Origin of the sequence: Flavobacterium ustbae, from assembly GCF_003946915.1 — a bacterium.
GTDB lineage: Bacteria > Bacteroidota > Bacteroidia > Flavobacteriales > Flavobacteriaceae > Flavobacterium > Flavobacterium ustbae.
In genome coordinates this window covers 220,402-246,312 of the sequence record NZ_RPOC01000005.1, presented here as the reverse complement: position 1 = coordinate 246,312, position 25,911 = coordinate 220,402, and the positions used below count along the sequence as shown (strand labels likewise).

Below are 25,911 nucleotides of genomic sequence, written 5' to 3'. Positions count from 1 at the left end.
TCCCTTTTTTGCCCCCAAAACCTACTCTTTTTTTCTAAAATTCAGTAATAAATTCTAAAATGAAATCATCATTTATATTCAGTCTTTTGTTTTTCTCTTTTTTTGTGGAAATTCATTTGCACGCTCAGAATCCAGTCAAAGTGCATTCGCATAATGATTACAATAACACTATTCCTTTTTGGGATGCCTATTCTAATGGAGCAACATCTATCGAAGCCGATATTTTTTTGAAAGACAATAATTTATATGTCGCTCATAATAAAGAAAACATTAGTACTTCTAGAACTTTAGAAGAGTTGTATTTAAAGCCTTTAGAAACGGCTTTAAAAATGAATTATAAAAAAGCAAACCAATTATTTTTATTAATAGATATAAAGACTGAAGCTGAACCAACTCTTAATAAGCTTATTTCGATTCTAAAAAAATATGAAAGTATAAGCAATAATAATGATGTTAAAATCATAATATCTGGAAATAGGCCAGACGCTTCAACATATATAAAATATCCGAGTTTTATTTTCTTTGATTTCCAAGAAATAGATAAAACCATTTCTAAAGAAAATTGGGAAAAAGTTGCGATGATCAGTGTAGATTTCAAAAAATATTCTGTTTGGAACGGATTGGGAAGATTGACACATGATGATTATAATCGAGTAAGCGGTGTTGTTGCAAAAGGAAAAGCATTAAATAAACCATTCCGATTTTGGGGCTGTCCAGATACAAAAAGTGCCTGGAAAGCTTTTTTAAATTTAGGCGTAGCTATTATAAACACCGACAAACCTTATAATTGCGTTCAATATCTGGAATCTTTCCCTAAAAGATTTGTAACAGCTACTACTTCGTCAAAAGTTTATATTCCGACTTATAAAACAGATCAAAAAAATCTGCCTGTAAAAAATGTCATTCTTTTAATTGGAGACGGAAATGGATTATCGCAAATTTCATCTGCAGTTTTAGCCAATAACGGAACTTTGTCTTTAACGCAATTAAAGAGTATTGGTTTTATAAAAACTCAATCAGCAGATGATTTTACAACCGATTCTGCAGCTGCTGGAACCGCATTGGCTACAGGTCAGAAAACCAATAACAGAGCAATTGGAACTGATAGTTTGAGAAAACCAATTCCAAATATTTCAGAAATTTTGCAAAAAAGAAATTTCTCAACCGGCGTAATTTCTACAGACGAAATTACCGGCGCAACGCCAGCTTCTTTTTATGCGCACAGAGAAGAAAGATCTGATGCAAAAGGAATTTCAGAAGATTTATTAAAAAGTAAACTGAACCTGTTTGTGGCTGGAGGAGCCAATGAATTTAAAAATACTACAGTAAATTCTAAATTTAAAATATTGAATTCGGTTAAAGACATGCAAACAGAAAATAGTGATGCTGTTGGTGTTTTTATTTCTCAGGGCAGAGTTCCATCAGTTTTAGAAGGAAGAGGCGAATTATTGGCAGATGCAACAAAATACAGTTTGGAATTTTTAGGCAAGAAGAAAAAACCTTTTTTCCTAATGGTTGAAGGTGCGCAGATTGACAGTTTTGGGCACGTTAACAATGCTGCTGGAATTGTTGCCGAAACAATAGATTTTGATACTGCGATCGCACAAGCATTAATGTTTGCAGACCAAAATGAAGGAACATTAGTTATTGTAACAGCCGATCATGAAACATCAGGATTTGGTATTCCGCAGGGAAATGTGAAAAAGCATGAAATAGAAGGAGATTTTATAACCAATGATCATACTGCAACGATGGTTCCAATTTTTGCTTATGGCCCGCATTCACAAGATTTTCAAGGAGTTTATGAAAATAATGAAGTGTTTCATAAAATACTTTCAATTTTAAAATAATTGAAGGAAAACGTATAAGTAGTTTTTGCTACAGATTAAAAGCATTAAAATGATTTTTCTCAAAACTTTAAAAAACATTAAATCTGTGTTAAAAGAATTTAACACATAGAAACATAGGTTTTGGATAGCTAAGAAGGCGTTTCACTTACTATTAAAACGCATAGCTATGTGTTAAGAAACGAGTTTCTTTTTGATATCCTTTAACTGAGACTAAAAAATCTATGTTTCTATGTGTTAAATAAAATCATCAAAAATCCGCTGGGAATAAAATGGACATTAGTAAAAATTGTGTCTGAAATATAATTCTAAAATTTAAAGAACAGCCCCCAATGTTCCTAAAACCCGCCCGCTTTTTTAAAGTTATAAAGGCGGGTTTTTTATAGAAACATCACAATTCATTAGAATTTTTATTAGATCTTTTCCGCTATTGCAATAAAGATTTTATTTATATGAGATGCTTTTTGTTAGCCTTAAATGATAGAAATTGGTTTCAAATTATAATTTGCAACCAATTTTTATCATTTGATAAATTAAAGTCTTTTTTTAAAATCTAAATTTGAGTGTACAAATTCTTTTAGATTATGAAAAAAATAACTTATTTGCTATCCATTCTATTTTTAGCGGCGACGGCTTGCAAAAAAGATCCTTCAAAAGATAGCACAGCTACGGGAAATAAAGCAATTTCTTCGGACTCTATTACTGCAATTGCAAAACAGGCCTGGATATACGGATATCCAATGTTTTATAACTATAAGACCATCTATGCCAATGCAGTTAATAAAGATTCTAAAACATTTGTTGGAGGTTTTAATAAATTTAAAAGTTCAACAGCTAGTGCTACGCCTAAGGATACTTTGGTTGTTACAATAAATAATGATACTCCGTATTCAATGGCTGCTCTTGATGTTTCAGATGAACCGCTTGTGCTTCAAATCCCAAAAATTGAAGGAAACCGTTACTTTGTAATGCAATTTATAGATCTGTATACTTTCAATTATGAGTATTTAGGTTCACGTGTATCTGGCAATAATGGAGGAAAATATCTAATTGCAGGACCAGATTGGAAAGGTGAAAAACCTGCTGGAATTGATAAAGTGCTGCAATCTGAAACAAACTTAATATTTCTACTTGGACGTACAGAATTGGATAGTCCAAGTGATATTCCTAATCTTAAAAAAATTCAGGATCAATATAAATTAATTCCATTGCATCAATATACAAACCAAGCAGCGCCAGCTGTTAAAAAGTATAATATGCCACTCCCAGTCTGGAATGAATCAGATTATAGCTCTCCAGAATTTATTAATGTATTAAATGCCTTATTGCAATATACAAAGGAGGATAGTAGCGAAAAAGAACTGAGAGCACAGTTTGCTAAGATCGGAATTGTACCAGGAGTACCTTTTGACAGTTCTAAATTAGATGAAGAAACCGCCAAAGCTATTGAGAAAGGAATTGCAGACGCAAAACAAGAACTTGAAGCCGGTGTAAGTAAAACTACCGATGCAGGAAATTTATTTGGCACAAGAGAATATCTTAAAAATAATTATCTAAACCGTGCTATAGCAGCTGCAATGGGGCTTTATGGAAACACAAAAGAAGAAGCTGTTTATGTCGGAACTAAAGATGACAATAATAAGAATCAATTAAACGGAAAAAATAATTATGTACTTCGATTTTCGAAACAGCAGCTTCCAAAGGCAAAATATTTTTGGAGTATAACATTATATAATCTGCCTAAGCGATTTTTAGTTCCAAATCCGATAGAACGCTATTCTATAGGCCAGAACACAAAAGGTTTAAAATATGAAGCTAACGGAGACCTAATTATTTATTTATATGCAACTTCTCCAGGAAAAGATAAAGAGAGTAATTGGCTTCCAACTCCTAAAAATCAAGATTTCAATTTTGTAATGAGAATTTATGGGCCAGATTCTAATGCCGTTAATGGTACTTGGAAATTACCTTTACCAGAGAAGGTTCAATAAAATTTGAATTTGTCCCTCTGCATTATAAAACGTTAGATACTCGACAAGAACGAAGTTCGAAGGTATCAAAAGCGATACGTTGTCATATAAATTGTAAGCACACTAAAAAAGTGGCTATTCATTTGAAATACCTTGATAAAAATTGTGCTAACAGGACTCGAAACAATTTTTATCGAGAAAATGAATGATCTGAACCCAAAAAGAGCCTGTGAAAATTATTCTCAGGCTTTTTAATTTTTTCCTTAACCAACACAGCATTCAAGACGTTTAAAAAAAGAAAAAAAGGTAATATATAATTGAACCAAAGTCTTTAAGCTTTGATATTGCTTATTTTTTTTTTTGTTAAGAAACTGTATTATGATTCTTCTACCCAATTTAGAAGTGGCAGTTACCTTTAATCTGCCTTTACGTTTGTTGCTTTTAAGGTGACAAATCCAGACCGAGTATCTATACGCTTAGATATCTAAAATCTAGAATGCTATTATGTAGCAACTCGAAAATTCCTCTACGCCTCTCTCTTTTATCAATAATGAACTATAGATTAGTATCATTACTATTCTTTTAAATGCAAATATATACTTTAAATATAGTGCAAATAAACTAAAAGTATGGATAGTGAAAAAAGATAAAAAGAACATAAATCTTTCCTTTTTATTAGCGTGAATACCTGTAAAATAGGGCAGTTTTGATCGAAGTAATATCGTAAGTAGTTAAAGAACAAGGTATTGAATGTAATCAAATCTGTTAAGAATGTCTTAAGTTATTAGTTTAAAAACTTTTATGGGTCAATAAAAGTAGTATTTGTCTGGAACTTTGCACCATAATTCAGATGATAAAAAATCATCATTTAGTTGTAACAAAATAAAACTGTTATGCTATTGAAAAACAATATGATAAACGATTTATTGCCTCTAAAGAAAAAGAAACAATTCTGTTGAGAATTATTTCGAAAAAAAATGGCTTTGACTCAAATAGTTATATTATACATTTTCAGTTGCTCAGAAAATTTGCTACTTCTAATATTAACTTAAATAATTAATAATTCATAATGATCAAATCTAATGAAGAATAGATTACTGCCTTTATTTTTTGTTTTGGGTGCATATTCAGCCTACTCGCAGGTAGGAGTAGGAAAACTGGATCCAAATCCTTCTACACAGTTAGAAGTTTTTGCCAACGACAAGGGTATTATGATTCCGAGAGTTGCGCTTAAAAATTCGACTGACAAAACAACTATAACTAATGGTAATGTTAATAGTTTGTTGGTTTTTAACACTGAACTAATTTCAGATATCAAGCCAGGGTATTACTACTGGTACGATGGACGTTGGAGAAAATTGTCTACAACCGATGAAATTTCTACTAGTGGTTCTGGTGATATCGTGCCTCCTGCAAAAGGAGAACCAGGGTATCCAGGACCGAATGTGATTCTTTATACAGATAACACTACAAAAATAGTCTACGTACAAAAGCCTGATGGAACTTGGACACCAATTAGTGGAAGTGGTACAGCAGGAAAAGACGGAAAAGACGGAAAAGACGGAAAAGACGGAAAAGACGGAAAAGATGGAAAAGACGGAACAGTTGGTTTAGCAAGCGGTGACGGAGCTCCTGGAAAAAGAGGAGAAGCTGGCTACCCAGGTGAAGGCGTTAATATTTATACGGACAATAAAACCAAAAAGGTATATGTTCAGAATGCTGACGGAACTTGGACTGAAATAACTGGTGCCAAAGGAGATAAAGGAGATAAAGGAGAAGTTGGCTTAGCTGGCGGTGACGGAGTTCCTGGAAACAAAGGGGAAGCAGGCTACCCAGGTGAAGGCGTTAATATTTATACGGACAATAAAACCAAAAAGGTATATGTACAGAATGCTGACGGAACTTGGACTGAAATAACTGGTGCCAAAGGAGATAAAGGAGATAAAGGAGAAGTTGGCTTAGCTGGCGGAGACGGAGCTCCTGGAAATAGAGGAGAAGCTGGCTACCCAGGCGAAGGCGTTAATATTTATACGGACAATAAGACCAAAAAGGTATATGTTCAGAATGCTGACGGAACTTGGACTGAAATAACTGGTGCCAAAGGAGATAAGGGAGATAAAGGAGAAGTTGGCTTAGCTGGCGGAGACGGAGCTCCTGGAAATAGAGGAGAAGCTGGCTACCCAGGCGAAGGCGTTAATATTTATACGGACAATAAGACCAAAAAGGTATATGTTCAGAATGCTGACGGAACTTGGACTGAAATAACAGGACCACAAGGAGCAACAGGAGCTGACGGAAAATCTGCTTTTGAGATCTGGAAAGAGATTCCTGGCAACGACGGAAAAAGCATTACAGAATATTTAGACGGTCTTAAAGGTGCAACTGGAGCGACAGGTGCAACAGGAGCTATTGATATTTGGCATATTTAGATCGCTTATCAGCAAGTCTATATTGAAATTTTTTAAAACTTCAATGGCTTCACTTACAGAAGATGCCTTGTAGGTATGATATTTAAAAGTTTTTAATTGACGCTCGACTAAATCTAACATATCGTTATTGTCATCGACAATAAGTATATTTTCTTTTTTATTCATTTCGTTTTAACTTAAAGGCAGTCTTATGGTAAAAATGCTTCCTGTTGGAACGTTATTATGAATTATAATTTCTCCGTTATGATTTTTGATAATGCCGTGTACAACACTCAAACCGAGACCATTTCCATTATGATAAGGCTTTGTCGAAAAAAATGGTTCAAATATTTTTTGTTTGATATTGTCAGGAATTCCAGTTCCTTGATCTTCTATTTTTAGATATAAATTTTTGCTATCATTTTCTACTATAACTGTTATGCAACTTTTTTCTGGAGAGGCATAGATAGCATTTATAAGCAGGTTAAAAAGAACTTGTGTAATTTGTACAGCATCTATTTTTGCAGTAATAGTTTCGTTTTTATATATAACTTTGTTTTTTATTTGTTTTTTTTGAAAAGTTGGATTTAATGATGATATCGTAAAATCTACAATAGGTTTAATTTCTTGTACCTCAAATTTTTGTGGCATTTCGTTAGAAAAAAATAAAAACTTTTTTACGATTTCTCGAGCATATATAACGGAATTTATTATTACAGAAATTTCAGTATCAATTTCAGGATTTGAATTTTGGTCTTTAATTAATTCGGCAAACCCTAGAACATTTCCTAAAGGTGTGTTCAATTCATGAGCCATGCCAGCTGTGAGCTCTCCTAAAAGATTTAAACGATTTATACGTTCAATTATTTTCTGAAGCGCTGCTTTTCTTTCTAAAATTTGATATTTCTCGACATAATTGCCAATCTCAAGCGCAATCATATCTAAAAGTTTTTGCTCATCTGCTGCAAAATCTTTTTGAGAATATAAAGAATCAGGATAAGATACTCTGATGTAACCGTAATCTATTTTATTGATTAGGATGTTACTTTGTTGAAAGATTCGAAAGTTTTTTTCGTTCGAAGTTGATAAACTATAAGAATCTACTTGGAGTTCTACTACGGCATCTTCATTAAATAACCAAGCATTTTTTGTCGCTAAAATAATTTTAGATAATGCCTCAGGATTAACACAATTAGAATCGGATATTATTTTGGAGATTTCATACAAGCAACTCAATTCTTTAATTTTTTCTCTAAGATTTTCTTCAGCTAGCATTATTTATTTGTAAGAAATTTGTGTATTTATTTTAAATTTTTTTGTCAAATGTAACCAATTAATTGTATTAAAAATATATAATAAGGTTTTTTGTTAACTATTTGAAAATAAAATAAATAGATGTTTATTTTTTGTCTTATGTTATTGTTTTTTTGATTTTTAGAGGAGTTTTATTTAGATGTTTTTGTATAGTAAAAAACTAGATTTTCTATCTTTTTTCAGACACCATTTTTTTCTTATGCTCTTTATTCTAAAAACTGTCTTAATCTGATATTTTAAAATCTTCAAAGTGCAAAAACACACCCTGCTTAAAAATATCTTTGTACTGTATTATTCCAAGAAGATTACTAATAAACAAAAAATACCATGAATGGTTCTAGTTTTTCATTAGAGTTTGAATTGAACATCAATGAAATTAAGAAATTAAACAAAATGTATTTTAAGCATTTGTTTAAAGACAGAATTGTCACTGCTTTTTTTATAATTCTGGTTTTAACAATAATAATTGATTTTTTTAATATTAATAAAGGAATTGATTTTGTTCAATGGCTTATTAGAAGTGCTATTCTCATTATTCTTTTTATTGTAATTGGATATGCTTTAGCTGATACCATTTGCAAAGTGATTTTTCAGCTTACAAAAAAATTGATGAAGTTTGAAAGATTCCTAAACAAGTACCGATTTAATTTTACAAGCTCTGAAATCTCAATTTGTTCGCCTATGGGGGGGCTAATACACAATTGGTCTAAAATTGAAAAAGTAATCCTGACTAAAAATTTTTTGTTTTTCTACATAAAGGAACGAAATGGTTATATTATTTCCGTTTCTAAAAAAGATTATGAAGAAAGAAAAATAAAAGACTTGATTGAGTTTGTCGAAAAAAACGTTACGCATATTATAAAATTGTAACATAATTTTATTCCACCGATATTTAATTCCTAATGGAATATTTTTAGGCGGTCTATTATTTTTTCTACCGATATTTAATTCCTAGCGGAATATATTATTAGGAGGTCTATTTTTTTTTTGTACCGATATTTGATTCTCACGGAATATTTTTAGGCGGTCTATTTTTTTCCACCGATATTAATTCCTATGGAATAATTTTAGACGGTCTATTTTTTTTCTACCGATATTTAATTCCTAACGGAATATTTGTAGGCGTTCTATTTTTTTCACCGATATTTAATTCCTAACGGAATATTTATAGGCGTTCTATTTTTTTTTCTACCGATATTTAATTCCTAACGGAATATTTATAGGCGTTCTATTTTTTTTTCACCGATATTTAATTCCTACGGAATATTTATAGGCGTTCTATTTTTTTCACCGATATTTAATTCCTAACGGAATATTTATAGATGTTCTATTTTTTTCAATAGATATTTAATTCCTATGGAATATTTGTAGTTGATTATTTTTTTCTCTACCGCTATTTAATTTCTGCCGGAATATCATTCCTAGCACCAAAATCCTCATTTATAAATAAAATAGCAGAATCTAAATTTCTATTTCAACTTTATTAATCAAAAAGCGATTTCTACTCCAAATTCTTTTTGAGATTCCGATCTTTTGTAGCAGAAAAGTATAAATCCTAATTTACTATTTAGCTACATTTTGCTCTACTTTACTGCTCTTTTTGTACTTGTTTGTTATGTAATTGTAAAAATTTAATAATCAGGTATTTATACTTGATGTCATGTCCTGAAAATAGTAAACATTTGTAAGGCTTAATTTTATGTCTCATTTTTATGACACAAATCATTCTCGGTGTCAGAAAAATTATCGCTAAAAGTCATGTAGTATGGCTTGTTAGATTGTTCTCAAAGAAGTTTAATAACAGAATAAGATAAAAAGAAAAATATGCGAACATACGGTTACGATTACTCATTTGCTATTTCTACAGAAGAAGTCAATAAAATTTTGATTTTTAATCTCCAGAAACTTGATTTAGAATTAAAATATTCGGGAACAGATTCAGAAAGCGGTTCTGTTATAACACTGAATGCTAAAATGGATCCTTGGCAGATTATAAAAGGCGGACAAAATTCTTTATTACGTTTTTCAATGCCTCTTTCTGATGGTTATTTATCTATTGAAGGTCCAATTTCTAACAGTTATGATCTTGAAAATGTAACTATATTAATTGAAGTTACGTTGGGGTGGTTAGGTTCGAGTGACATACAAGAAACTTCTGGAAGCGGTGATATAACAAAATTGATTTTTTCTCCAACATCGACCACAGATCCTCATAATCCAGGATATGTGACGGTAGTAAAAATTTTGGATCCAGATAAGCATTTAGATACAATTGGACTTGGGCTTTTACGCGGTTATACCAGTAATATTTTGTTTGAAAACAGAGAGAAAATCAATTATATTTTTGCAGATGTATTCCCAAAACCAGGCAAAGTTGCTTCTTGGCTATCTCCCTACAAATGGATTTACTATTACAGTACTGGAAAAACATATGATGCACTTTGCTTTTTATGCAATCTTACAGATAAAAAATGGCCCGTTTCTCCCGCATTTGATTCAATGGCTTTGGTGCCAAATAGTAACTCGATTATATTAGTTTCTCAAGAATCATTTTTTCAGAATGTTGTTTTGCCTTCGATTAAAAGTGCTTTCGCTACTGGAAATTTTTCTACAGATGTAAGCACAGATGAGAGTTGTGTAATTCATAATAATGGTGATTTTAATGTTAAAACACAAAAGGGGACTATTACAGCAAGTTCTTTCAAACTTACAGCAAGTGATTCAGGAAATGGTCTTAAAACTATTACATCGGGAGGAGGACCGTTAAAATTCTTTTTTGGACTCGGAAAACTTCCTAACGCTAGCTATTCTTGGAGTTGCCAAAACACCAGTCCATTACAATATTCTAACGCTGCTATTACATTTTTAGGTGACTCAAATCCCATTACACATCATGATCAAGATATTCCATGGTACGATTGGCTTATTCTGGTTGCTCTTGGAATTACTTCTTTGCCTGGACTTATTTCAGTTATTGTAGATAGCATAAATGATTTTTCTGATGAAGTAAATAATGTGGGAATCGGAAACATTAATTCAAATCTGAGTGATGCCGTTTCAGGATCAGTTGTCAATCTTTCGAATGTAATTAATTGGTCTACTAAAGACGGAGAAAAATTTATATCAAATGATGCCGGTTTAAACGGAGCCTTATTTGTAAACGGAAATCTAAATTAACAAACAAATCAAAAAATTAATCAACATGAACACTCTCACAACAACAGACGCACCAACAGCCCCAGCTCCAGAGGTAGTGAAAGAACTGCCAGTGAACAAAAATGCAGATACCAACGATTGGGATACCGTATTTGCGATTCGGTTTAATGATGCCAATGTAGCTATTAGCAATAGCTGGGCAAAAATAGACGATAAAGCAAAAAATGTTTCTCAAGTCGCGACAGATGATCCAAATTACAACCTGACAGGGGTTTTAGGTCCTTGGCAATTAACCATAGGGGGAGACGGTAAAAATATTAGAATGAATTGTCCTTTTGTAAGTGGAAATTTTAATGCAGGCCCTTCAAAAAAATATGATGTAAAAGGATATGAAGTTATTATTGAGGTAGGAATGCAATGGGTTCCTAATCCTGATCAGTTTGCTTTTTCTATAGGAGACAATAAGAAAATAGATCCTATAAAAGATGCTCTAAATAACAGTTCTCTAAGTGATGGTCTTAAAGCTGAATTTACCTCTCATGGCAAAACTTTGTCTCCAGCATCATCTGTAGAAGTTATTAATATTGATAAAGACTGGGTAATTACAGACGGGAAAGCAAATTATTATATTTTCTTTTATAAAGATAAATACCAAAGTGAATTTTTGCAAGTCTATCAATTTGAAGATTCTTGGAAAAATAACCTTAAAATTCTAGAAAATTCGATAAGTGAAGAGGAGCCTGCAGTAGTAATCGTTACAATTAAAAACAATAAAACAGATGGTATTGCAGCTGCAGTTTTACAAGAAATAATTAGTGAATGGTTTAATACCAATATCGGAGAATTTAACCATGTATTTAGTTCTCTGGATTTAAGTCCTGCTTTGTCAAATAGTGACAAATACAAGTGGATCAAACCAACTGGAACAAGTTACGCTGTTACTGATAACGGAACGTTGGAAAATAGTGTCTTTGGAGTTTTAACAATGACTCAGGGCAATACTTCTCCAGCTAGTCATCAGGTTTCTCCAAATGCAATTCCGGATAAAGATGGTGCCAACGCTGGATTCCTGATAAGTGGCGTAGCTTTTATGAAAAATATGATGTTAAGCAGCGCTCAAGTTATTTTTAATAATGAAGCAGCGACATCATTTGATATTGCAAATGATGGACTTACTGTTACCAATAACAAAAAATTGACTTGGGGACGCTTTAAAAAAGATGATACCGTTATTGCTACTATATCTTCTAGCAACATCGCAGATTTGGATAACAACAAACTATCAGATGCATTAGTTGCTGAACTAAAAGGGAAATGGATTTCTACAGGTCAGCAAGGAGAAGGCTATTATGATCCAGGAATTATGGTAAATGGGTATGCTGCTCATGTATCGGCGAAGGGATTAAGCTGGTATTTGGCAAGTCCAGATTTAAAAACACAATACCTTTTGGAGCTTGATGATAAAGACGCGACCAAAATAAAAATGTACAACTCAATGGTTTTTACGATCGAAAAACAACAGTTTAAAATGAGTTTGATTAATAGTTATTTGGAAATTCAATTTATAGATTTATTGTATCCTGAAAGCTGGGAATATGATGTTCATATTAATTATACGGAGCAAGTATCTTTAGGATTAAAAGCTATAGGAGGAAAACAAATTTTCTGGTTTGACAAGGTTACTAAAAATATGACCGTAAATGTAACTAAAACAAAGGCATCAATCACAGTGAATATTGTCGAAGATGCAGTAATGGCAGTTGTTGGCTTGATTGCTGTAGTGGCACCTCTTATTGACGGAATTCGAGCGGCAGCCTCCATTGTTGAGGTTGCAGAAGATGCTGGTTCTGCTGTAATTGGAGTTGATGCCTTTGCTGATGCTTTTGAAGATATATCTGAAGTTGAACAAGAATTTAATGAAGGTAACGCACTGGTAAATGGACTTGAACAAGCCAGAGGCGGATGGCCGGCATTTAAAAATGCTTTTACAGCGACAAGATGGAAAATTTTGGGAGGTATTGCTGGTCTAATTGGCGCAGGAGTAGCTACTCAAGCCGCTATAGAAGCCGCTATGGAAGCGATGGCAAAAGGCAAATGGGAAGATGTTCCAGGTTTTGATGAATTTGCAGATGATGCAATTGTTCCTTACAGCTGGCCTGGTGTTGATGGTTACGATTTAAAAAACGCAACATTGGCTTCCTCTTTACAAGTCGGTTTAAAAACAAAATCGAAACAATAACGATGTTGGCTAGTAATAGTAATGCAGTATATACATTTGGCTGGGATACTTCTTTTGGTATCCCGGTGCCAGATGCTAATAAAGCGATCGTCGACAAAAAATCATCTCCTTCTAATTTTAATTATTCAGAAACTGATTTTTCTTTGACCTCTAATTTTGGAGACTGGCAAATTTGCAAAGGCGGATCAGGAAAGAATGTTCGTTTTTCAATTCCGCTTTCAAAAATTGTTTTGACCTATATTGGTTCAGGAAAAATAGTCACATGTGATTCAGGAACTGCTATAATGGAAGTTAATATGCATTATGTACCGCATAAAGATTCGAAAGTGAAGAATGCTTCAAGCGGTAATCCACATGCGTTGGTTCTCAAAACAACCAGCAGTTCAGAATCAGAACCTGTAGTGGTTTTGGTCTCTTTAGAATTAAGTCAGGATTTAGGAACCGTTTCTGAAGCTATAATTCAGGAAGGTTTAAAATCGTGGTTAAATGATAATCTGAATACATTTAGCCATATTTTTACTGTTGTAGACCTAAACCGAATGGTTGATAAAGGTACTTGGGAATTTGTGACCCCAAATTATAGCAGTTATGCCTTTTTGGATGGGAAAAATTTAGAAGATTGTCTTTTGGGAGTTTTAACTATGACTGGAGACAGAACCGGAGATGATCTTGCGAATCAAATCTCTAATGATATTATTCCAGAAAAAAGCAAAGCGGGTTTTCTTATTTCTCAAAAAAGAACATTGGCAGATGTAATACGACCAGCAATTGAGCAAGCGTATCCTGGGCTTAACGAATCTAATTTTTTATTGAACGATGCTGGAACCAAATTGTATCTTAAAGATGGAGTTGCTGTTAATATTAAACCTGTAGAACATGACGGCTCTACTTATCAGCCTGTCTTAAAACAATTGAGTGTAGAATCTGACGGACAAATTCTGACGCTACAAAGTTATACTGAAACTGAAATTGCTGCTGGAATTACAGCACAATGTACTGCTACAAATTGGTATAAAGTTGAATTGGGAGATTCAAAAAAAGGGCAGACACTTAAGTTTGTTGAGTCTCAACCGGCAGATATTCAGCATGTAATTCATAGATCTGAAGGTTCGATTATTACGCAGCTCATAATTGCCATTGTTGCTGCCGTAGCCATGATTATACTCACCATTGTAACAGGTGGTGCCACATTGATTGTTGGGGGATTAATCGCTGGACTTGTATTAGGCTTAGATATGATTGTTCCCGATGTAATTGAAGCCGTAAATACAGATGATTCGCCTGCAATAGATTTATTATTAATTAATGCAGTAAGCCCCATTACCTGGACTGACAGTTCCGATTTTAAACTCGATTATGCGAGCCTCAATGTTTCTTTACAATTGGGTGGCGATCCACTATTCATTTAATCAACAAAAATCTTAATAAATTCAATAATGACTTCAACACAAGAAATAATAGATGTACTCGTAGCAGTTGATGCTGAAACTATAATTAATAAATTCGGTAAAAATACCGATCCTAATAATCCAGTTCAAATTACAGACCCGAATTTGATTTTTATGATTACAAAAAGTGCCGATGCCATTTCTGGGAACGCAGGAAATGAATTGAAAATTGCCGCCAAAACACTAGATGTAATACGCTGGAGAGAAACTTCACTTTCTTTAAATGCGGTTTATTCTGCTTTGCTATACAAATTTGTGGCAACTTCAGGCGGAAATTTAATTTCACCTCCATTTCCATTATTGGCAAAAGATCAGACTCCGCTTCCTGATCCTTCAAATCCAACAGTGCCAAAAACTCAGACAATCGAAACTTATTTTTGGAATTGTACGGTTTTAGAACCTGGTGAAGTTACCTATCATTTCAGCTTTATGATCGTAGACCGTTCTGGTGATATTCAGGGATACTATTGGTGGGATCCATTTATCGAAATTACAGATTAATTTTTCTATTATGAGTAATCAAAACACAAATGAACTTCAGAGTATTGTTGATATTTTAATTGTGCTTGATGGTGAAACTTTGGTAGAAAAGTATCCAAGAGGAACAGCTACCAATCCAACAGTAATTCCGGCGCCTTTAATATTTTTAATCGCAAATTCAGAGTTTGTTTCTTTCGGACAGGCCTCAAAAGAATTAAAAATAAAAATCAAGACTTTGGACGAAATTCGCTGGCGATCAACCACATTATCTATGGAAAGCGTGTATTGCAGTTTGTTATACAAATTTGAACTGAAATCTGGAGATTTAATCATTTCACCGCCAATGCCTTTGCTTGCCGATGTAAAAGTTCCTCTGCCTGTTATGAGTGATCCTTTACATCCTAAGATTCAGGAAATCAAGAATTATTTTTGGGATTCTACAGCTTTAAGTCCTGGAGAAATGACTTATACTTTCTATTTTATGATTTTGGACAGAAGCAGCAATATTTTAGGATATTATTACTGGGATCCTTTCATAAAAATAACCGATTAATAGCAAATAAAATGGATACAAGTAGAAAAATAATGCTAAAAACTTCTGTTATTCCCGAAGGAAAAGCAGACAAAGAGTTAGTGCATCTTAATTTTATGTCAATGGGAGAAGTTCCAGATTCTGAAAGTTATGGCGTAGAAGACGAAGCAGATAAAGCAAAATTGAACAAGCTCTTTCAATATTTAAAATCAGTTGATGAAACATTTTTCAAATGGCTGGAAGCAGATGCAAATAATGCAATACTTTTTGCAAATGAACCTTTGAAGGCTATAAAAACTGCAATTCCTAATTTTGATGAATCGTTGTTAACTTCAATTAATAAAAATATATTTAAGTAACAAATTGTTTTATAAAGCTAAACACACTGGCTCAGAATTAGAAAAAAGCTCAAATCCAACCGGATTGAGCTTTTTTGCTGTCGAATTTTAAAATATACAAACTATGTCAAAAGTGTATTTATAAAATGTTTTTTTAGATTTATATAGTATCTATTTAATATACAGTATTGTATGGTGGTTTTTTTGTAAGTCAAGCTCACAATTTTATAAAAATTAGTGTAGTTTGAATTCTAAATTTGGAATATATAATTATCAAAAAAACTATTATGAAAACTACAGAAACTAAGAAAGCGAGCACAAAAAAAGCTCCTGCAAAACAAAGTGCAACAAAACAAACACCATCTAAAGGAAGAACGGTAAAAGCAAAATCTGATGCTGCAGAAGGATTGAGAGATTTATTTATAGATTCCTTAAAAGATATCTATTGGGCAGAAAAAGCGTTGACAAAAGCGCTTCCAAAAATGGCTAAAAATGCAACCTCAGAAAATCTTATTACGGCAATAAATGAACATTTGACCGTTACTGAAGGACAGGTTGAAAGACTGGAAAAAGTTTTTGAAATTCTAGGAGAAAAAGCTGCTGCAAAAAAATGTGATGCCATGGAAGGTTTAATCAAAGAAGGAGAAAGCATTATGGAGGAGACTCAAGAAGGACCTGTTAGAGATGCTGGAATTATTAGTGCTTCACAAAAAATTGAGCATTACGAAATTGCCTCATACGGTACACTAGCCGCTTTTGCTTTGACATTGAACGAAGAAGAAGCCGCAACTTTATTGCAAGAGACTTTAGAGGAAGAAAAAGAAGCAGATACAATCTTAACAGAAGCGGCTTACAACACAATCAATTTCGATGCTTCTGAAGAAGATGAAGAGGCTGAAAAATAATGGATTACGACACTTAATATGTAAAACCTGTAAATAAGTAAAATCATATTTACAGGTTTTTTAAATTATAATAAAAGCATTTTAATTTAGTATCATTTAAAAAATAATAATATGGAAATCTTCAATAGCAACGACAACAAGAAACAATCTGATCGTAATCAAAATCAGGAACCGACTTGGGTTCCAATTCCAGGAGAGGAATTGTTTTTTTCTGAAAAGGAAGAAGACGAAAAAGGGGAAAACTATCGTGATCCAGCGCAAAAGCCAAATACTGGAGACTGGGATGACGAAAACGAACGAGAGGAAAAGGAAACAGACGAAAATCTAGGAAATGATAATAGCGGCGGAGCTGGAAGTTCTGGAAGCGCCTCTACTAACAGTTAAAAAAGTATAAAATTTAAATCCGAATTGCGAGAATTGACAGATCATGTCAATTCTTGCAATTCGGATTTTTTTATCCCTCAAAATTTGATCAGGCATTTACTAAAACAGAATCCATAAATTTTCCTGTTATAATAGTTCCTTCTTCGTCTTCCCATTGGGTTATAATGTTTTCTATAAGTTCTGGTTCAAAGCCAATTACGGTCATAATTGGTCCGCCAAACTCCTGTTTTACATTTTGTCCTTTCTTAAATTTTGTTTTCATACTAATTGTTATTTTAAATAAATTTCGGAAAACGAGGCAAACAAATCTTATATTTTAAAAAACAGCATTTATAGAATTACATGCTATAAATTTTATAACCGAGATTGCTTTTTAATTAGGACTATAACAGCGTCCTGCAAAAGAAACTTCAAAAGGAAGATAGATATAAATGGAAGTACCTTCACCCATTGTACTCGAAGCTTTTATAAAACCCCGATGATTAGACACTATTTTTTGAACCAGTGTTAATCCCAGCCCTGTACTGTAATGCTGTTCATCACTTTGGAGCTTATAAAAAGGATCGAAAATCAAGGTCTCAAAATCCTTTCCGAAACCAATTCCGTTATCGCTTACAGAAAGTTTAATATAATCGCAATCAGCGTCATAATTGTAACCTTCCAACTCATCATTATCGACAATGTACATACTTATTTTAATTTCTGGAACGCTTTCTTTTTTAGAATATCTAAGTGAGTTTTCTACAAGATGCGTAAAAAGAAGCAACATTTGCTGCGGTATAATACTCATAGGAAGCAGATCATCTGCTGTAATCACGGCATTTTTTTCCTTAATGACATTTTTAAGATCATGTAATGCTTTTTTGAGCAGTAAATTAAGATCAGTTTTTTTGAATTTTTTTTCTGCAAAATTAATTTTAGAATAATTAATGAGATCTTCCATTAACTTGTTCAGATTAGCAGCCGTATTTAAAAGTCGATGCAACTGATTTCTTCCAGATTCGGTAATAGAAGCTTCGCTGTCTATTATTTTTTTTCCAAACATATATATCTTACGAACAGGATCCAGAAGATTATGGCTGGCCGCTATGGTAAAACTTTCTAGTTGAGAACTGTAACTGCGAAGTTCTTCGTTTTTAGCCTGTAGATATTCTCTGGTTTCTTCTGTGTCTGTAATATCTTCAAAAGCAATTAAAAGCATTCCTTCAGGTGCAGAATTTTCAATAGCAGCAGCCGTAACAAGCATTGTTTTTTTTCTGCCAGAATTAAGATGAAACTGTATTTTGACATTTTCTACAGTTTCGTTACGACCTATTTTTTTTAAAACTAAGTCTTTAAATTCCGCTGTATTCCAAGTTGAATTTCCGATTTCGAATATGGAAAAACCTTCAGTATCTTCTTCTTTTGTTTTAAAATAATTGTAAAAAGCGGGATTGCTACTGTGTACAACAAAGTTTTTATCAATAATGAGAAGTGGCTCTTTTATTGTTTTTACGATCGATTCATAAAAATTACGCATTGAGAAAAGCTCATTTCTGCGGTCGCGTAACTCATCGTTTGTACAGGAAAGTTCTTGGTTGTTAGAACGTAATTCTTCTGAAGACGATTCTAATTGTTCATTTAAAAATTGAAGTTCTTCCGTACGTCTAAGTAGTTCTTCGTTAGTGGTCTGCAGCTCTTCAAAGTAAATCTGCTGTTCATCATTAAGATGATGGAAATCATTTTTTATATTTCGGGTTTTTTCTCCCAAATTTTCATTAAGAGTTTTTTTACAGAAAACAATCAGTAAAAGTTCTTTGTGATTGGGGAGATATACCACTTCAAAAGATGTTAAAAAAGATTGTGCTGTGGCAGCAATTGGTGCACTCTCAAAGTTTTTTTTATCATTTCTAACCTTAAGAATGGCATTTTTAAGGCTGAAACGAATTTCTTCATGCACCATATTCGTAATAGTGAAACTTGGTTTTCCTGTAGAGGGCTGTAAATAAGGACTTGTATCTCCATGAAAATAGACAATTTCAAAATCTTCTTTAATGAGTACTGCTGCGGGCGAGTATTTTTCTACCAAAATTTCTTCGGTAATTTTTTTAAAATCCTTTATGTTTTCTGCAATTTCAGTATCTGCAACTTTATTTCGATTACTCCTTTCTTTTGGAAGCATAAAATTAGCCAAGATTCGGCTGCCGTTGTTCTGGCGAATGTATATTTTTTCTTTGCTTTCTACTGCAGCAAATAAATTTTGTGCCGTATGAGAGGACTCCGATTTTCCCAAAAACAAGAATCCTTTATCACGTAAAGCATAATGAAAGGACGAAAGCACGCGCTGTTGTAAATCTGCGTTAAAGTAAATTAATACATTCCTGCATGAAATAAAATCAATTTTAGAAAACGGAAAGTCTTGCGAAAGATCATGTACGGCAAAAACACAATTATCGCGTATTGCTTTATTAATATGGTAGCCGTTTTCTCTTTTGGTAAAATAATTGGCAATTCTTTCTTCGCTCAAATTCTTTAAATCCTGAATAGTATAGATTCCTGAGCGAGCCTTTGCGATGCATTTCTCAGAAAGATCTGAAGCAAAAAATTTAATAGAGATGTCATTTCTTTTTATTTTCTGAAGATATTCATCTAAGGCTATTGCGAGTGAATAAACTTCTTCTCCCGTAGAACAGCCAGCAGACCATATTCGCAATTGATTGTCGACTAGATTTTCTATAAGTGAAGGAAAAACAATATTTGAAAGACTGTCAAAAAATGAAGAATCCCTAAAAAAATAAGTTACTGAAATTAGGATATCATTAAAAAGTAAATCTTGTTCATTTTCATTTTGTTTAAGAAAATCATGGTATTTTTCTGCTGTTTCCTGCTTTGTAATAACCATTCTCTTTGCAATTCGCCTTCGGATGGTTTGAGGTTTATAGTGATGAAAGTTTGTTCCCGTTTTTAGCACTAACAGGTTAATAATGCTTTTAAAAATAGTTTCATCTTCTGCTGTTTCAGTTTCCTGATAAGCGTGATTGGCTATATAGCTTTTTTTAATATGCAGTAATGTATCTATAGCTTTTTCTGGTGTAGCCAAATAGTCTATAAATTCTGCACTTCCTTTAGAAACTGAAAAACCTGCTTTCGACGTTGCAGAAACGGTGGCTCCGCCCGCTTCTTTGATTTTTTTTAATCCAGATGCTCCATCAAATAGAGACCAAGTGAGGTGCAGCCCTACGGCATAACTATCGAATTTTTTTGATATAGCTTCATAAAAAAGATCAAAACAGCTGTTGGTTTTATGGCTTCTTGTAAAAGGCTTAAGTGTGAGGACACTATTTTCTAAGGTTAAAAAATTACTGTGCGGGATTACATAAATATGATTGGGAGCCAAATCTAGAACACTGACAATTTCGATAACGGGTATTTTAGCAAGAGGTTCTAAAATACTCGCTAAATTATCGTGTTGCTGGTCGGCAAGATGCTCAATAATGAGAAATGCCATTCCTGAATCTTCTGGTATAGTGCCAATCACTGTTTTTAAAATGTCGATGTCTTGAACAGACGTTCCGATACCGACTATAGGAAAGCGTTTGGCTATTTGTTCTTCCTTTATTTGAGAATTCATAATCGTACTATTTTATCAGCAGCTAAAAAAATCCCCTGCCACCTTATTGAGAAGAATAGTAATAACGGAATCGAACATAAATTTGTATGTATAAAGACAAAATAAATTCTGTCCTTTAATTTTGTATAAGTTGCTGATTCTATTAAATCTGATTCTAATGGAGAATATAAATATAATTTATAAAGTACTTTTTTTCGTACATTATAAAGAAATCGATTTTCATAATTCCCATCTAAGCGGAAAGTTATCCTCTTAGGCAATTTAAATTATGTAAAGAAGAGCAGAGCGAATGTAAAAGTGGGCAGTCTCTCGATTTGTAATTTTACACAAAATTTAAAATACTATTATCATGAAATTATTAACAGCCAGAGTTCAGGGGTTTCTGGATTATTTGTTAGCCCTATTACTCTTTTTTATGCCAACTCTTCTACACTTGGAAGCGAATACAGTACAAAGCATTATTTTTTACTTATTCGGAATTTTTATTATTTTTTTAAGCTTGCAAACCGATTATAAGGCAGGCGTCTATAAACTGCTTCCAATGGAAGTTCATATTTATACTAAGCTTGTTTGTGGTCTATTTTTCGCATTCTCTCCGTGGATATTTAATTTTGCGAATAAAATATTCCTTCCTTATTTGTTTTTTGGAGGAATTACTATATTTCTTGCGGCAGCAACTAAGACTTTCACTAAAAGATTTCTAAATTTTAGAAGTATTAAAAATTGATTTTGCATAAAATTGGAATATAAATTAGCGTTTTTTAAAATGAAATTAGTATCCAATTTCTGTTTTAGAAGCGATAAGACGGAATAAAGGTTCGTATTTTTTAATATGTACAGCCAGATTTCTTTCTGCTGTGACTGGGCCAATGCTTCCTTGCAGGCAATATAGTTTTTGTTCGTGTATACACATAAACTGAAGCATGCGTATTTTCATTGTTGTGGTTGGGGTGTTTATACTTTCTTCCACTTCAATCATCATTCCAGGTTTGTCGTCTATTATTGCTGTTTCACTCCTTATAAGCTTGGACTGAGGAGGAATCATTTCTTTAATAGATTTTTCATTTAAGATTAAACTAGCGCTTTCATCTGGAAGGTCAATAATCATGAGAATTATTTTTTCCAATCCTTTTCCGTTAAAGCTGGTAAATTGCTGGATAGTTTCGGGTATTTCGGCTTCTTCTGCGACCCAGCTCTTTGGAATAGGAATTTTAAATTCATTTTCTCCAGCCTTTTGGTGATTTGCTTTAGAAAAAACGTCATGATGTCCGTCAGTAATTTCTTGATGGGGAGCGTCGTGATACTTAAAGGCCATAATTCCTTTATAAAGTAAAGTATCTGTCATAATATGCAATCTTTCATCAGCAAGCTTAAGAAAATCTTTTGCGTATTTTTCCTTTTCAATAGGATTCTTTAACTGTTGTTTTAAAAGAAGATCAATCTCACTTTGCAATAGTTTGTATTGAGAACTTTCCAATTCAGTTTGAAGAAATTGTTCAATATTGAATGCTGCTCTCCCAAAAGAACTTTCTGATCTTTTTTCTACAGCAGAAACATCGCTACGAAGAGTTGGAAATTGGTTAGATATGGCTTTAAGTGCCGCACTTTGTCCCTTCAAAAATACATAAGTTTCAATAGCCAGAACTGTTTTTGGACTATGTTGCTTGGTTTGCGAATAAGCGACGGTAACTGATAGATATAAAAATAAAATAATTTTTATGTTGAATCTCATTTGGATGATATGATGTTATGATAGTGTTCACGCAAATTTTATAAATGAAACTTTTGATTGTTTATATAATTTTCTTAGTTCGTTATGTAATTCACATCTAATTTTTTGCTAACTTTTTATAATGTAAAGTTGCTAGACCAGAAAGCTAATCTTTACATACAAAAATCAAAAGCTATAATCCCGAAAATGCTGTTTTGCTCGAAATTTATAAAGTACAACGATTTACATTTCCTTAATTATTAAGTATGATTACCAAAGAAGAAAAGAAAATAGCTAAAGAGAAGAAAAAAAGAACAGCTGTACACTTGCTTCCGTGGGTTACAGCGGTGGCAATGTTTATTCAATCTTTAGACGGTACAATTTTGAATACTTCGCTGCCTTCTATAGCAAGAGATATGGAATATTCTCCAACTCAAATGCACTCCGTAATCGTGACCTATGCGCTTACTCTAGCACTTTTTATTCCGCTTTCGGGTTGGTTGGCAGATAAATTTGGCACCCGAACTATGTTTATGATTGCTGTAGCTTTATTTGTCGCTGGATCTTTGTGCTGTGCACTTTCAGGAAATCTTTTACAGTTCAATTTATCACGCGTATTGCAAGCCATTGGCGCATCGATGATGGTGCCGATTGCCCGGCTCGCCATATTGTATCAATATCCTAAAAGTAAGCTTCTAAAGACTATGAATTTTATCACCATTTTTGGTCTTTTGGGTATGGTAGTGGGACCGAGCCTTGGAGGATTTCTTTCTGATAATCTATCTTGGCATTGGATTTTTTTAGTGAATGTTCCAATAGGACTTATTGGAATATCGATGGCAAAAAGAATTATGCCTAATTTCAAGAAAGCGGTCGGAAAATTTGATTTTCGCGGATTGATTTATTTTAGCTTTGCTTTGATCGTTATCACCATGATACTAGAGTTAGTAAGCAGCGGTTTAACCAATTGGGTCATCATTTTGGGTGGCTTGTTTCTCTTTAATGCCCTTGCAGCTCTGTATTATTATCATTATAAAAAAACAGATAAACCACTTATCGATCTCAGGCTTTTAAACATCAAAACCTTGAGAGTCGGACTTACTGGAAGTCTTATAACGAGATTAGGAATTGGCGGACTGCCTTTGTTACTGCCTCTGATGCTGCAAACAGGGTTTGGATATTCGGCTTCCGTTTCAGGATTATTGCTCTTGCCGTCGGCGCTTGCCAATGTTGCCATAAAGCCTTTTATGGTTCGAATTATTAAAGCTTTAGGGTATCGAAATGTGCTAATAAGCAATACAGTACTTTTAGGAATCGTTTTGATTGTCCTCGGTTTTGTTAATCGCGATACTCCTTTAGGCTATTATATTCTGCTCATGATTTTCTACGGCTTTTTTACTTCCATTCAAATGTCGGCTATGAATACCATTACGCTCGTAGATTTAGATGAAAATACCAAAAGTGGCGGTAATACGATGCTGGTCATCATGCAGCAGCTTTCCATTAGTTTTGGTGTTTCTGCAGCAAGTCTCGTACTATCTTTCTTTGGATCAGAACACATGGGATTCAGTATTACAGAATCCTTTCAGTATACCTTTATTGTCTTAGCAATTGTAACGATTCTTTCAAGTGTAACCTTTCGAAGACTTAGCGATTCTGACGGAAGAGGTTATATGTAATCATTTATTATAATATAGCGGCTCGCTATAAATTCTAAAACGTTAATTCACTTGAAAGAATTGTTTTAATTGTCAGTGTAAGGCCTTTTAATAAAGTAAATTTTAATGTAAAAGTTCTGAATTTTGTTTTTCAAGCGCACTGTAAATATCTTTTACATCCTGTGAACTTTCTTTTTGTAAAATTAAATTGGCCGTATCTGTATAAACGAAAATCGTATTTTTTAATCCGAGGAATGTCGTATGTTTTTCGCAGCCAATTGTCATATTTCCGTTTTCATCTACAGGATGATTTCGTAGAACTAAATATTCATAAACAGACTCAAACGACCCCAAATCTGACCAAGAAAAAGCGGCTGGTACAACTTTTATTTTTTGACTGTGTTCCATAACCGCATAATCGATACTGATAGAAGGAATTTGCATGGATAATTCTAGATCGAGAAAACCATTTTTATTAGCTTCCCAAACCGATTTTGATTTTTCGTAAACCTCTGGCTGAAATTTCTTCAGCTCCTCTAAAAGTACCCCAGCTTTAAAGCAAAACATTCCGCTGTTCCATAAAAAATTGCCTCTCGCCATAAATTCTTTAGCCGTAGTTTCATTTGGCTTTTCGCGAAAAGAAACCACGTTGTCACCTTTAGCTTCGATATATCCGTAGCCCGTTTCTGGTTTAGTCGGGATGATTCCAAAAGTTACTATAAAACCTTCTTTGGCCTTTGATATGGCGTTCTGAATAGCATTATCGTAATCGGTCTTTCCTTCAATAATATGATCTGATGGCGTAATGATCAAAATATCGTCTGGATTGGCGGCAAAAGCAGCAAATGCAATCGCTGCCGCTGTATTTCTAGGGGTAGCTTCTACAATGTTTAAATATTGCGTATTGGTTTTATCCATCACGTCTTGACTCAAATGATGATTGTCTACATTGCCGACAACCATTACTTTATCTGCCAAATGACTGTTACGGTCAACAGTCATTTCAAAAAGTGATTTTCCGTCAAATATTTCTAAATATTGTTTTGGACGGCTTTTGCGAGACAAAGGCCATAGTCGGCTGCCCACGCCGCCAGTTAAAATTACGTGAATTATTGTATTGTTTGTTTTCATGGTGTTCTAAATAAAAAACGGTTTTTAACTATAATATCCTTTTATAGTATTGTCCATTTTTAGGTCTTGTTAGTATTTTAATAATGATATTTGCTGTTTTTAATTCAAGAAATAGTGATATAACTATATCAATTTAAATAGTTTTTTAAGTAACAGCAACCAAATATAGAATTTGAATACAGAAATGATTTTACACAATTAAGGTTAGAGCTTATATAATTTTGTTTAAAATTCTATATTTTTATCCTAAGATGCAGATTTATACTATTTAGTAAAAATAAAAGATATAAAAAAAGCCCTAGATTCAGGACTTTGTAGAGGATAGATGTAGACAAACCTCTAATAAAAATCGATTTACTTATTTGGATGCCTACAGAGTTTCCAGTAGGAGAGTATAGTTGACACTACAGTTTTTGCCTGATCAAAATCATTTTCTTTTTTGAAAAATCCCTGTACCGTAAGTTCTGAATAGGCCTCAATAACCTGTTCCTGACGTATTGAAGTGGAATAAAAAACGAATGGAATACTTTTTAATCGTAAGTATGGAATACTATCAATTTCCCTTTTAAGCTCTAAGCCATTCATTCCTGCGAGGTTAACATCGCATAAAATTAGAAAAAGAGATTTTGATGTGGAATTAAGGTAATCTAATGCTTCTTGGGAATTTTTAAGGTAAACCCTTTCATTTTCGATTCCAAGTTCAGAAAATATTTTTTCCATGAATTCTTTATCATCTTGATCGTCCTCAAGCAGCACTATTGGTCCAGATTTTGACATAAT

At 33.2% G+C, this 25,911-nt stretch carries 21 protein-coding genes; 14 read left to right on the top strand and 7 right to left on the bottom strand.

Annotated features, from left to right (window positions below; genetic code table 11):
• Positions 1-59 precede the first annotated feature (59 nt).
• The 3 genes from EG814_RS09680 to EG814_RS09670 all read left to right on the top strand — a co-directional run bounded on the left by EG814_RS09680 (position 60) and on the right by EG814_RS09670 (position 6,246).
• On the top strand, positions 60-1,850 hold the full coding sequence (locus tag EG814_RS09680; protein ID WP_125721314.1) for an alkaline phosphatase: 1,791 nt from the start codon (positions 60-62) through the stop codon (positions 1,848-1,850).
• Positions 1,851-2,431: 581 nt separating this feature from the next.
• The gene (locus EG814_RS09675; RefSeq protein WP_125721312.1) at positions 2,432-3,838 is read left to right on the top strand and encodes a DUF1254 domain-containing protein; all 1,407 of its coding nucleotides are present in this window, start codon (positions 2,432-2,434) and stop codon (positions 3,836-3,838) included.
• Between the two features lie 1,061 nt (positions 3,839-4,899).
• On the top strand, positions 4,900-6,246 hold the full coding sequence (locus EG814_RS09670) for a collagen-like domain-containing protein (RefSeq protein ID WP_125721310.1): 1,347 nt from the start codon (positions 4,900-4,902) through the stop codon (positions 6,244-6,246).
• Here the strand turns inward: EG814_RS09670 and EG814_RS09665 are convergent.
• Together EG814_RS09665 and EG814_RS09660 are read right to left on the bottom strand one after the other, a co-directional pair.
• Entirely contained in the window at positions 6,178-6,366 is a 189-nt protein-coding gene (locus EG814_RS09665; protein ID WP_235830949.1) for a response regulator, read from the bottom strand. The two genes, EG814_RS09670 and EG814_RS09665, sit on opposite strands and share 69 nt — an antisense overlap.
• Before the next feature lie 51 nt (positions 6,367-6,417).
• The gene (locus EG814_RS09660; protein WP_125721306.1) at positions 6,418-7,500 is read right to left on the bottom strand and encodes a sensor histidine kinase; all 1,083 of its coding nucleotides are present in this window, start codon (positions 7,498-7,500) and stop codon (positions 6,418-6,420) included.
• Between the two features lie 447 nt (positions 7,501-7,947).
• Here EG814_RS09660 and EG814_RS09655 point away from each other — a divergent pair, with 447 nt between their 5' ends.
• The 9 genes from EG814_RS09655 to EG814_RS09615 all read left to right on the top strand — a co-directional run bounded on the left by EG814_RS09655 (position 7,948) and on the right by EG814_RS09615 (position 17,021).
• Positions 7,948-8,409, top strand: a complete 462-nt coding sequence (locus tag EG814_RS09655; RefSeq protein WP_164515306.1) for a YcxB family protein — start codon at positions 7,948-7,950, stop codon at positions 8,407-8,409.
• A 954-nt stretch (positions 8,410-9,363) separates the two neighbouring features.
• Positions 9,364-10,716: a TULIP family P47-like protein gene (locus tag EG814_RS09650; protein ID WP_125721302.1), complete on the top strand. Its 1,353-nt coding sequence runs from the start codon at positions 9,364-9,366 to the stop codon at positions 10,714-10,716.
• Positions 10,717-10,741: 25 nt separating this feature from the next.
• Positions 10,742-12,934 carry a TULIP family P47-like protein gene (locus tag EG814_RS09645; RefSeq protein WP_125721300.1) on the top strand — a complete coding sequence of 731 codons (2,193 nt, stop codon included), beginning with the start codon at positions 10,742-10,744 and terminating at the stop codon, positions 12,932-12,934.
• A gap of 2 nt (positions 12,935-12,936) precedes the next feature.
• Complete coding sequence (locus EG814_RS09640; RefSeq protein ID WP_125721298.1) at positions 12,937-14,343, top strand: TULIP family P47-like protein; 1,407 nt, start codon at positions 12,937-12,939, stop codon at positions 14,341-14,343.
• A gap of 27 nt (positions 14,344-14,370) precedes the next feature.
• Positions 14,371-14,883: an inclusion body family protein gene (locus EG814_RS09635; protein WP_125721296.1), complete on the top strand. Its 513-nt coding sequence runs from the start codon at positions 14,371-14,373 to the stop codon at positions 14,881-14,883.
• 10 nt (positions 14,884-14,893) lie between these two features.
• Positions 14,894-15,415 (top strand): AidA/PixA family protein, encoded by a 522-nt coding sequence (locus EG814_RS09630; RefSeq protein ID WP_125721294.1) that lies wholly within the window; start codon positions 14,894-14,896, stop codon positions 15,413-15,415.
• 11 nt (positions 15,416-15,426) lie between these two features.
• Positions 15,427-15,753 (top strand): hypothetical protein, encoded by a 327-nt coding sequence (locus tag EG814_RS09625; protein ID WP_125721292.1) that lies wholly within the window; start codon positions 15,427-15,429, stop codon positions 15,751-15,753.
• 266 nt (positions 15,754-16,019) lie between these two features.
• A complete protein-coding gene (locus EG814_RS09620; protein ID WP_125721290.1) occupies positions 16,020-16,637 on the top strand; it encodes a YciE/YciF ferroxidase family protein in 618 nt (205 codons plus the stop codon).
• Between the two features lie 111 nt (positions 16,638-16,748).
• Positions 16,749-17,021 (top strand): hypothetical protein, encoded by a 273-nt coding sequence (locus EG814_RS09615; protein ID WP_125721289.1) that lies wholly within the window; start codon positions 16,749-16,751, stop codon positions 17,019-17,021.
• Positions 17,022-17,109: 88 nt separating this feature from the next.
• On the opposite strand, the gene EG814_RS21010 is transcribed toward EG814_RS09615, so the two are convergent.
• Together EG814_RS21010 and EG814_RS09610 are read right to left on the bottom strand one after the other, a co-directional pair.
• Positions 17,110-17,283, bottom strand: a complete 174-nt coding sequence (locus EG814_RS21010; RefSeq protein ID WP_164515305.1) for a hypothetical protein — start codon at positions 17,281-17,283, stop codon at positions 17,110-17,112.
• Between the two features lie 111 nt (positions 17,284-17,394).
• Complete coding sequence (locus EG814_RS09610; RefSeq protein WP_125721287.1) at positions 17,395-20,631, bottom strand: CheR family methyltransferase; 3,237 nt, start codon at positions 20,629-20,631, stop codon at positions 17,395-17,397.
• A 349-nt stretch (positions 20,632-20,980) separates the two neighbouring features.
• Between EG814_RS09610 and EG814_RS09605 the strand changes: the two genes are divergently transcribed.
• Complete coding sequence (locus tag EG814_RS09605; RefSeq protein ID WP_125721285.1) at positions 20,981-21,358, top strand: SPW repeat domain-containing protein; 378 nt, start codon at positions 20,981-20,983, stop codon at positions 21,356-21,358.
• A gap of 45 nt (positions 21,359-21,403) precedes the next feature.
• Here the strand turns inward: EG814_RS09605 and EG814_RS09600 are convergent, their stop codons facing one another.
• Positions 21,404-22,363 carry a hypothetical protein gene (locus tag EG814_RS09600; protein WP_125721283.1) on the bottom strand — a complete coding sequence of 320 codons (960 nt, stop codon included), beginning with the start codon at positions 22,361-22,363 and terminating at the stop codon, positions 21,404-21,406.
• Positions 22,364-22,608: 245 nt separating this feature from the next.
• On the opposite strand from EG814_RS09600, the gene EG814_RS09595 reads away from it, so the two are divergent.
• Complete coding sequence (locus EG814_RS09595) at positions 22,609-24,021, top strand: MFS transporter (RefSeq protein WP_125721281.1); 1,413 nt, start codon at positions 22,609-22,611, stop codon at positions 24,019-24,021.
• A 102-nt stretch (positions 24,022-24,123) separates the two neighbouring features.
• Here the strand turns inward: EG814_RS09595 and EG814_RS09590 are convergent, their stop codons facing one another.
• The gene (locus tag EG814_RS09590) at positions 24,124-25,131 is read right to left on the bottom strand and encodes a mannose-1-phosphate guanylyltransferase (RefSeq protein WP_125721279.1); all 1,008 of its coding nucleotides are present in this window, start codon (positions 25,129-25,131) and stop codon (positions 24,124-24,126) included.
• A gap of 354 nt (positions 25,132-25,485) precedes the next feature.
• Complete coding sequence (locus EG814_RS09585) at positions 25,486-25,908, bottom strand: response regulator (RefSeq protein WP_125721277.1); 423 nt, start codon at positions 25,906-25,908, stop codon at positions 25,486-25,488.
• Positions 25,909-25,911 lie beyond the last annotated feature (3 nt).

What these genes read in the sequence shown, in the direction of transcription:
- EG814_RS09680 (WP_125721314.1), top strand. Translation starts at nt 60, where the DNA reads ATGAAATCATCATTTATATTCAGTCTTTTGTTTTTCTCTTTTTTTGTG.
- EG814_RS09675 (WP_125721312.1), top strand. Translation starts at nt 2,432, where the DNA reads ATGAAAAAAATAACTTATTTGCTATCCATTCTATTTTTAGCGGCGACG.
- EG814_RS09670 (WP_125721310.1), top strand. Translation starts at nt 4,900, where the DNA reads ATGAAGAATAGATTACTGCCTTTATTTTTTGTTTTGGGTGCATATTCA.
- EG814_RS09665 (WP_235830949.1), bottom strand. Translation starts at nt 6,366, where the DNA reads ATGTTAGATTTAGTCGAGCGTCAATTAAAAACTTTTAAATATCATACC.
- EG814_RS09660 (WP_125721306.1), bottom strand. Translation starts at nt 7,500, where the DNA reads ATGCTAGCTGAAGAAAATCTTAGAGAAAAAATTAAAGAATTGAGTTGC.
- EG814_RS09650 (WP_125721302.1), top strand. Translation starts at nt 9,364, where the DNA reads ATGCGAACATACGGTTACGATTACTCATTTGCTATTTCTACAGAAGAA.
- EG814_RS09645 (WP_125721300.1), top strand. Translation starts at nt 10,742, where the DNA reads ATGAACACTCTCACAACAACAGACGCACCAACAGCCCCAGCTCCAGAG.
- EG814_RS09640 (WP_125721298.1), top strand. Translation starts at nt 12,937, where the DNA reads ATGTTGGCTAGTAATAGTAATGCAGTATATACATTTGGCTGGGATACT.
- EG814_RS09635 (WP_125721296.1), top strand. Translation starts at nt 14,371, where the DNA reads ATGACTTCAACACAAGAAATAATAGATGTACTCGTAGCAGTTGATGCT.
- EG814_RS09630 (WP_125721294.1), top strand. Translation starts at nt 14,894, where the DNA reads ATGAGTAATCAAAACACAAATGAACTTCAGAGTATTGTTGATATTTTA.
- EG814_RS09625 (WP_125721292.1), top strand. Translation starts at nt 15,427, where the DNA reads ATGGATACAAGTAGAAAAATAATGCTAAAAACTTCTGTTATTCCCGAA.
- EG814_RS09620 (WP_125721290.1), top strand. Translation starts at nt 16,020, where the DNA reads ATGAAAACTACAGAAACTAAGAAAGCGAGCACAAAAAAAGCTCCTGCA.
- EG814_RS09615 (WP_125721289.1), top strand. Translation starts at nt 16,749, where the DNA reads ATGGAAATCTTCAATAGCAACGACAACAAGAAACAATCTGATCGTAAT.
- EG814_RS21010 (WP_164515305.1), bottom strand. Translation starts at nt 17,283, where the DNA reads ATGAAAACAAAATTTAAGAAAGGACAAAATGTAAAACAGGAGTTTGGC.
- EG814_RS09610 (WP_125721287.1), bottom strand. Translation starts at nt 20,631, where the DNA reads ATGAATTCTCAAATAAAGGAAGAACAAATAGCCAAACGCTTTCCTATA.
- EG814_RS09605 (WP_125721285.1), top strand. Translation starts at nt 20,981, where the DNA reads ATGAAATTATTAACAGCCAGAGTTCAGGGGTTTCTGGATTATTTGTTA.
- EG814_RS09600 (WP_125721283.1), bottom strand. Translation starts at nt 22,363, where the DNA reads ATGAGATTCAACATAAAAATTATTTTATTTTTATATCTATCAGTTACC.
- EG814_RS09595 (WP_125721281.1), top strand. Translation starts at nt 22,609, where the DNA reads ATGATTACCAAAGAAGAAAAGAAAATAGCTAAAGAGAAGAAAAAAAGA.
- EG814_RS09590 (WP_125721279.1), bottom strand. Translation starts at nt 25,131, where the DNA reads ATGAAAACAAACAATACAATAATTCACGTAATTTTAACTGGCGGCGTG.
- EG814_RS09585 (WP_125721277.1), bottom strand. Translation starts at nt 25,908, where the DNA reads ATGTCAAAATCTGGACCAATAGTGCTGCTTGAGGACGATCAAGATGAT.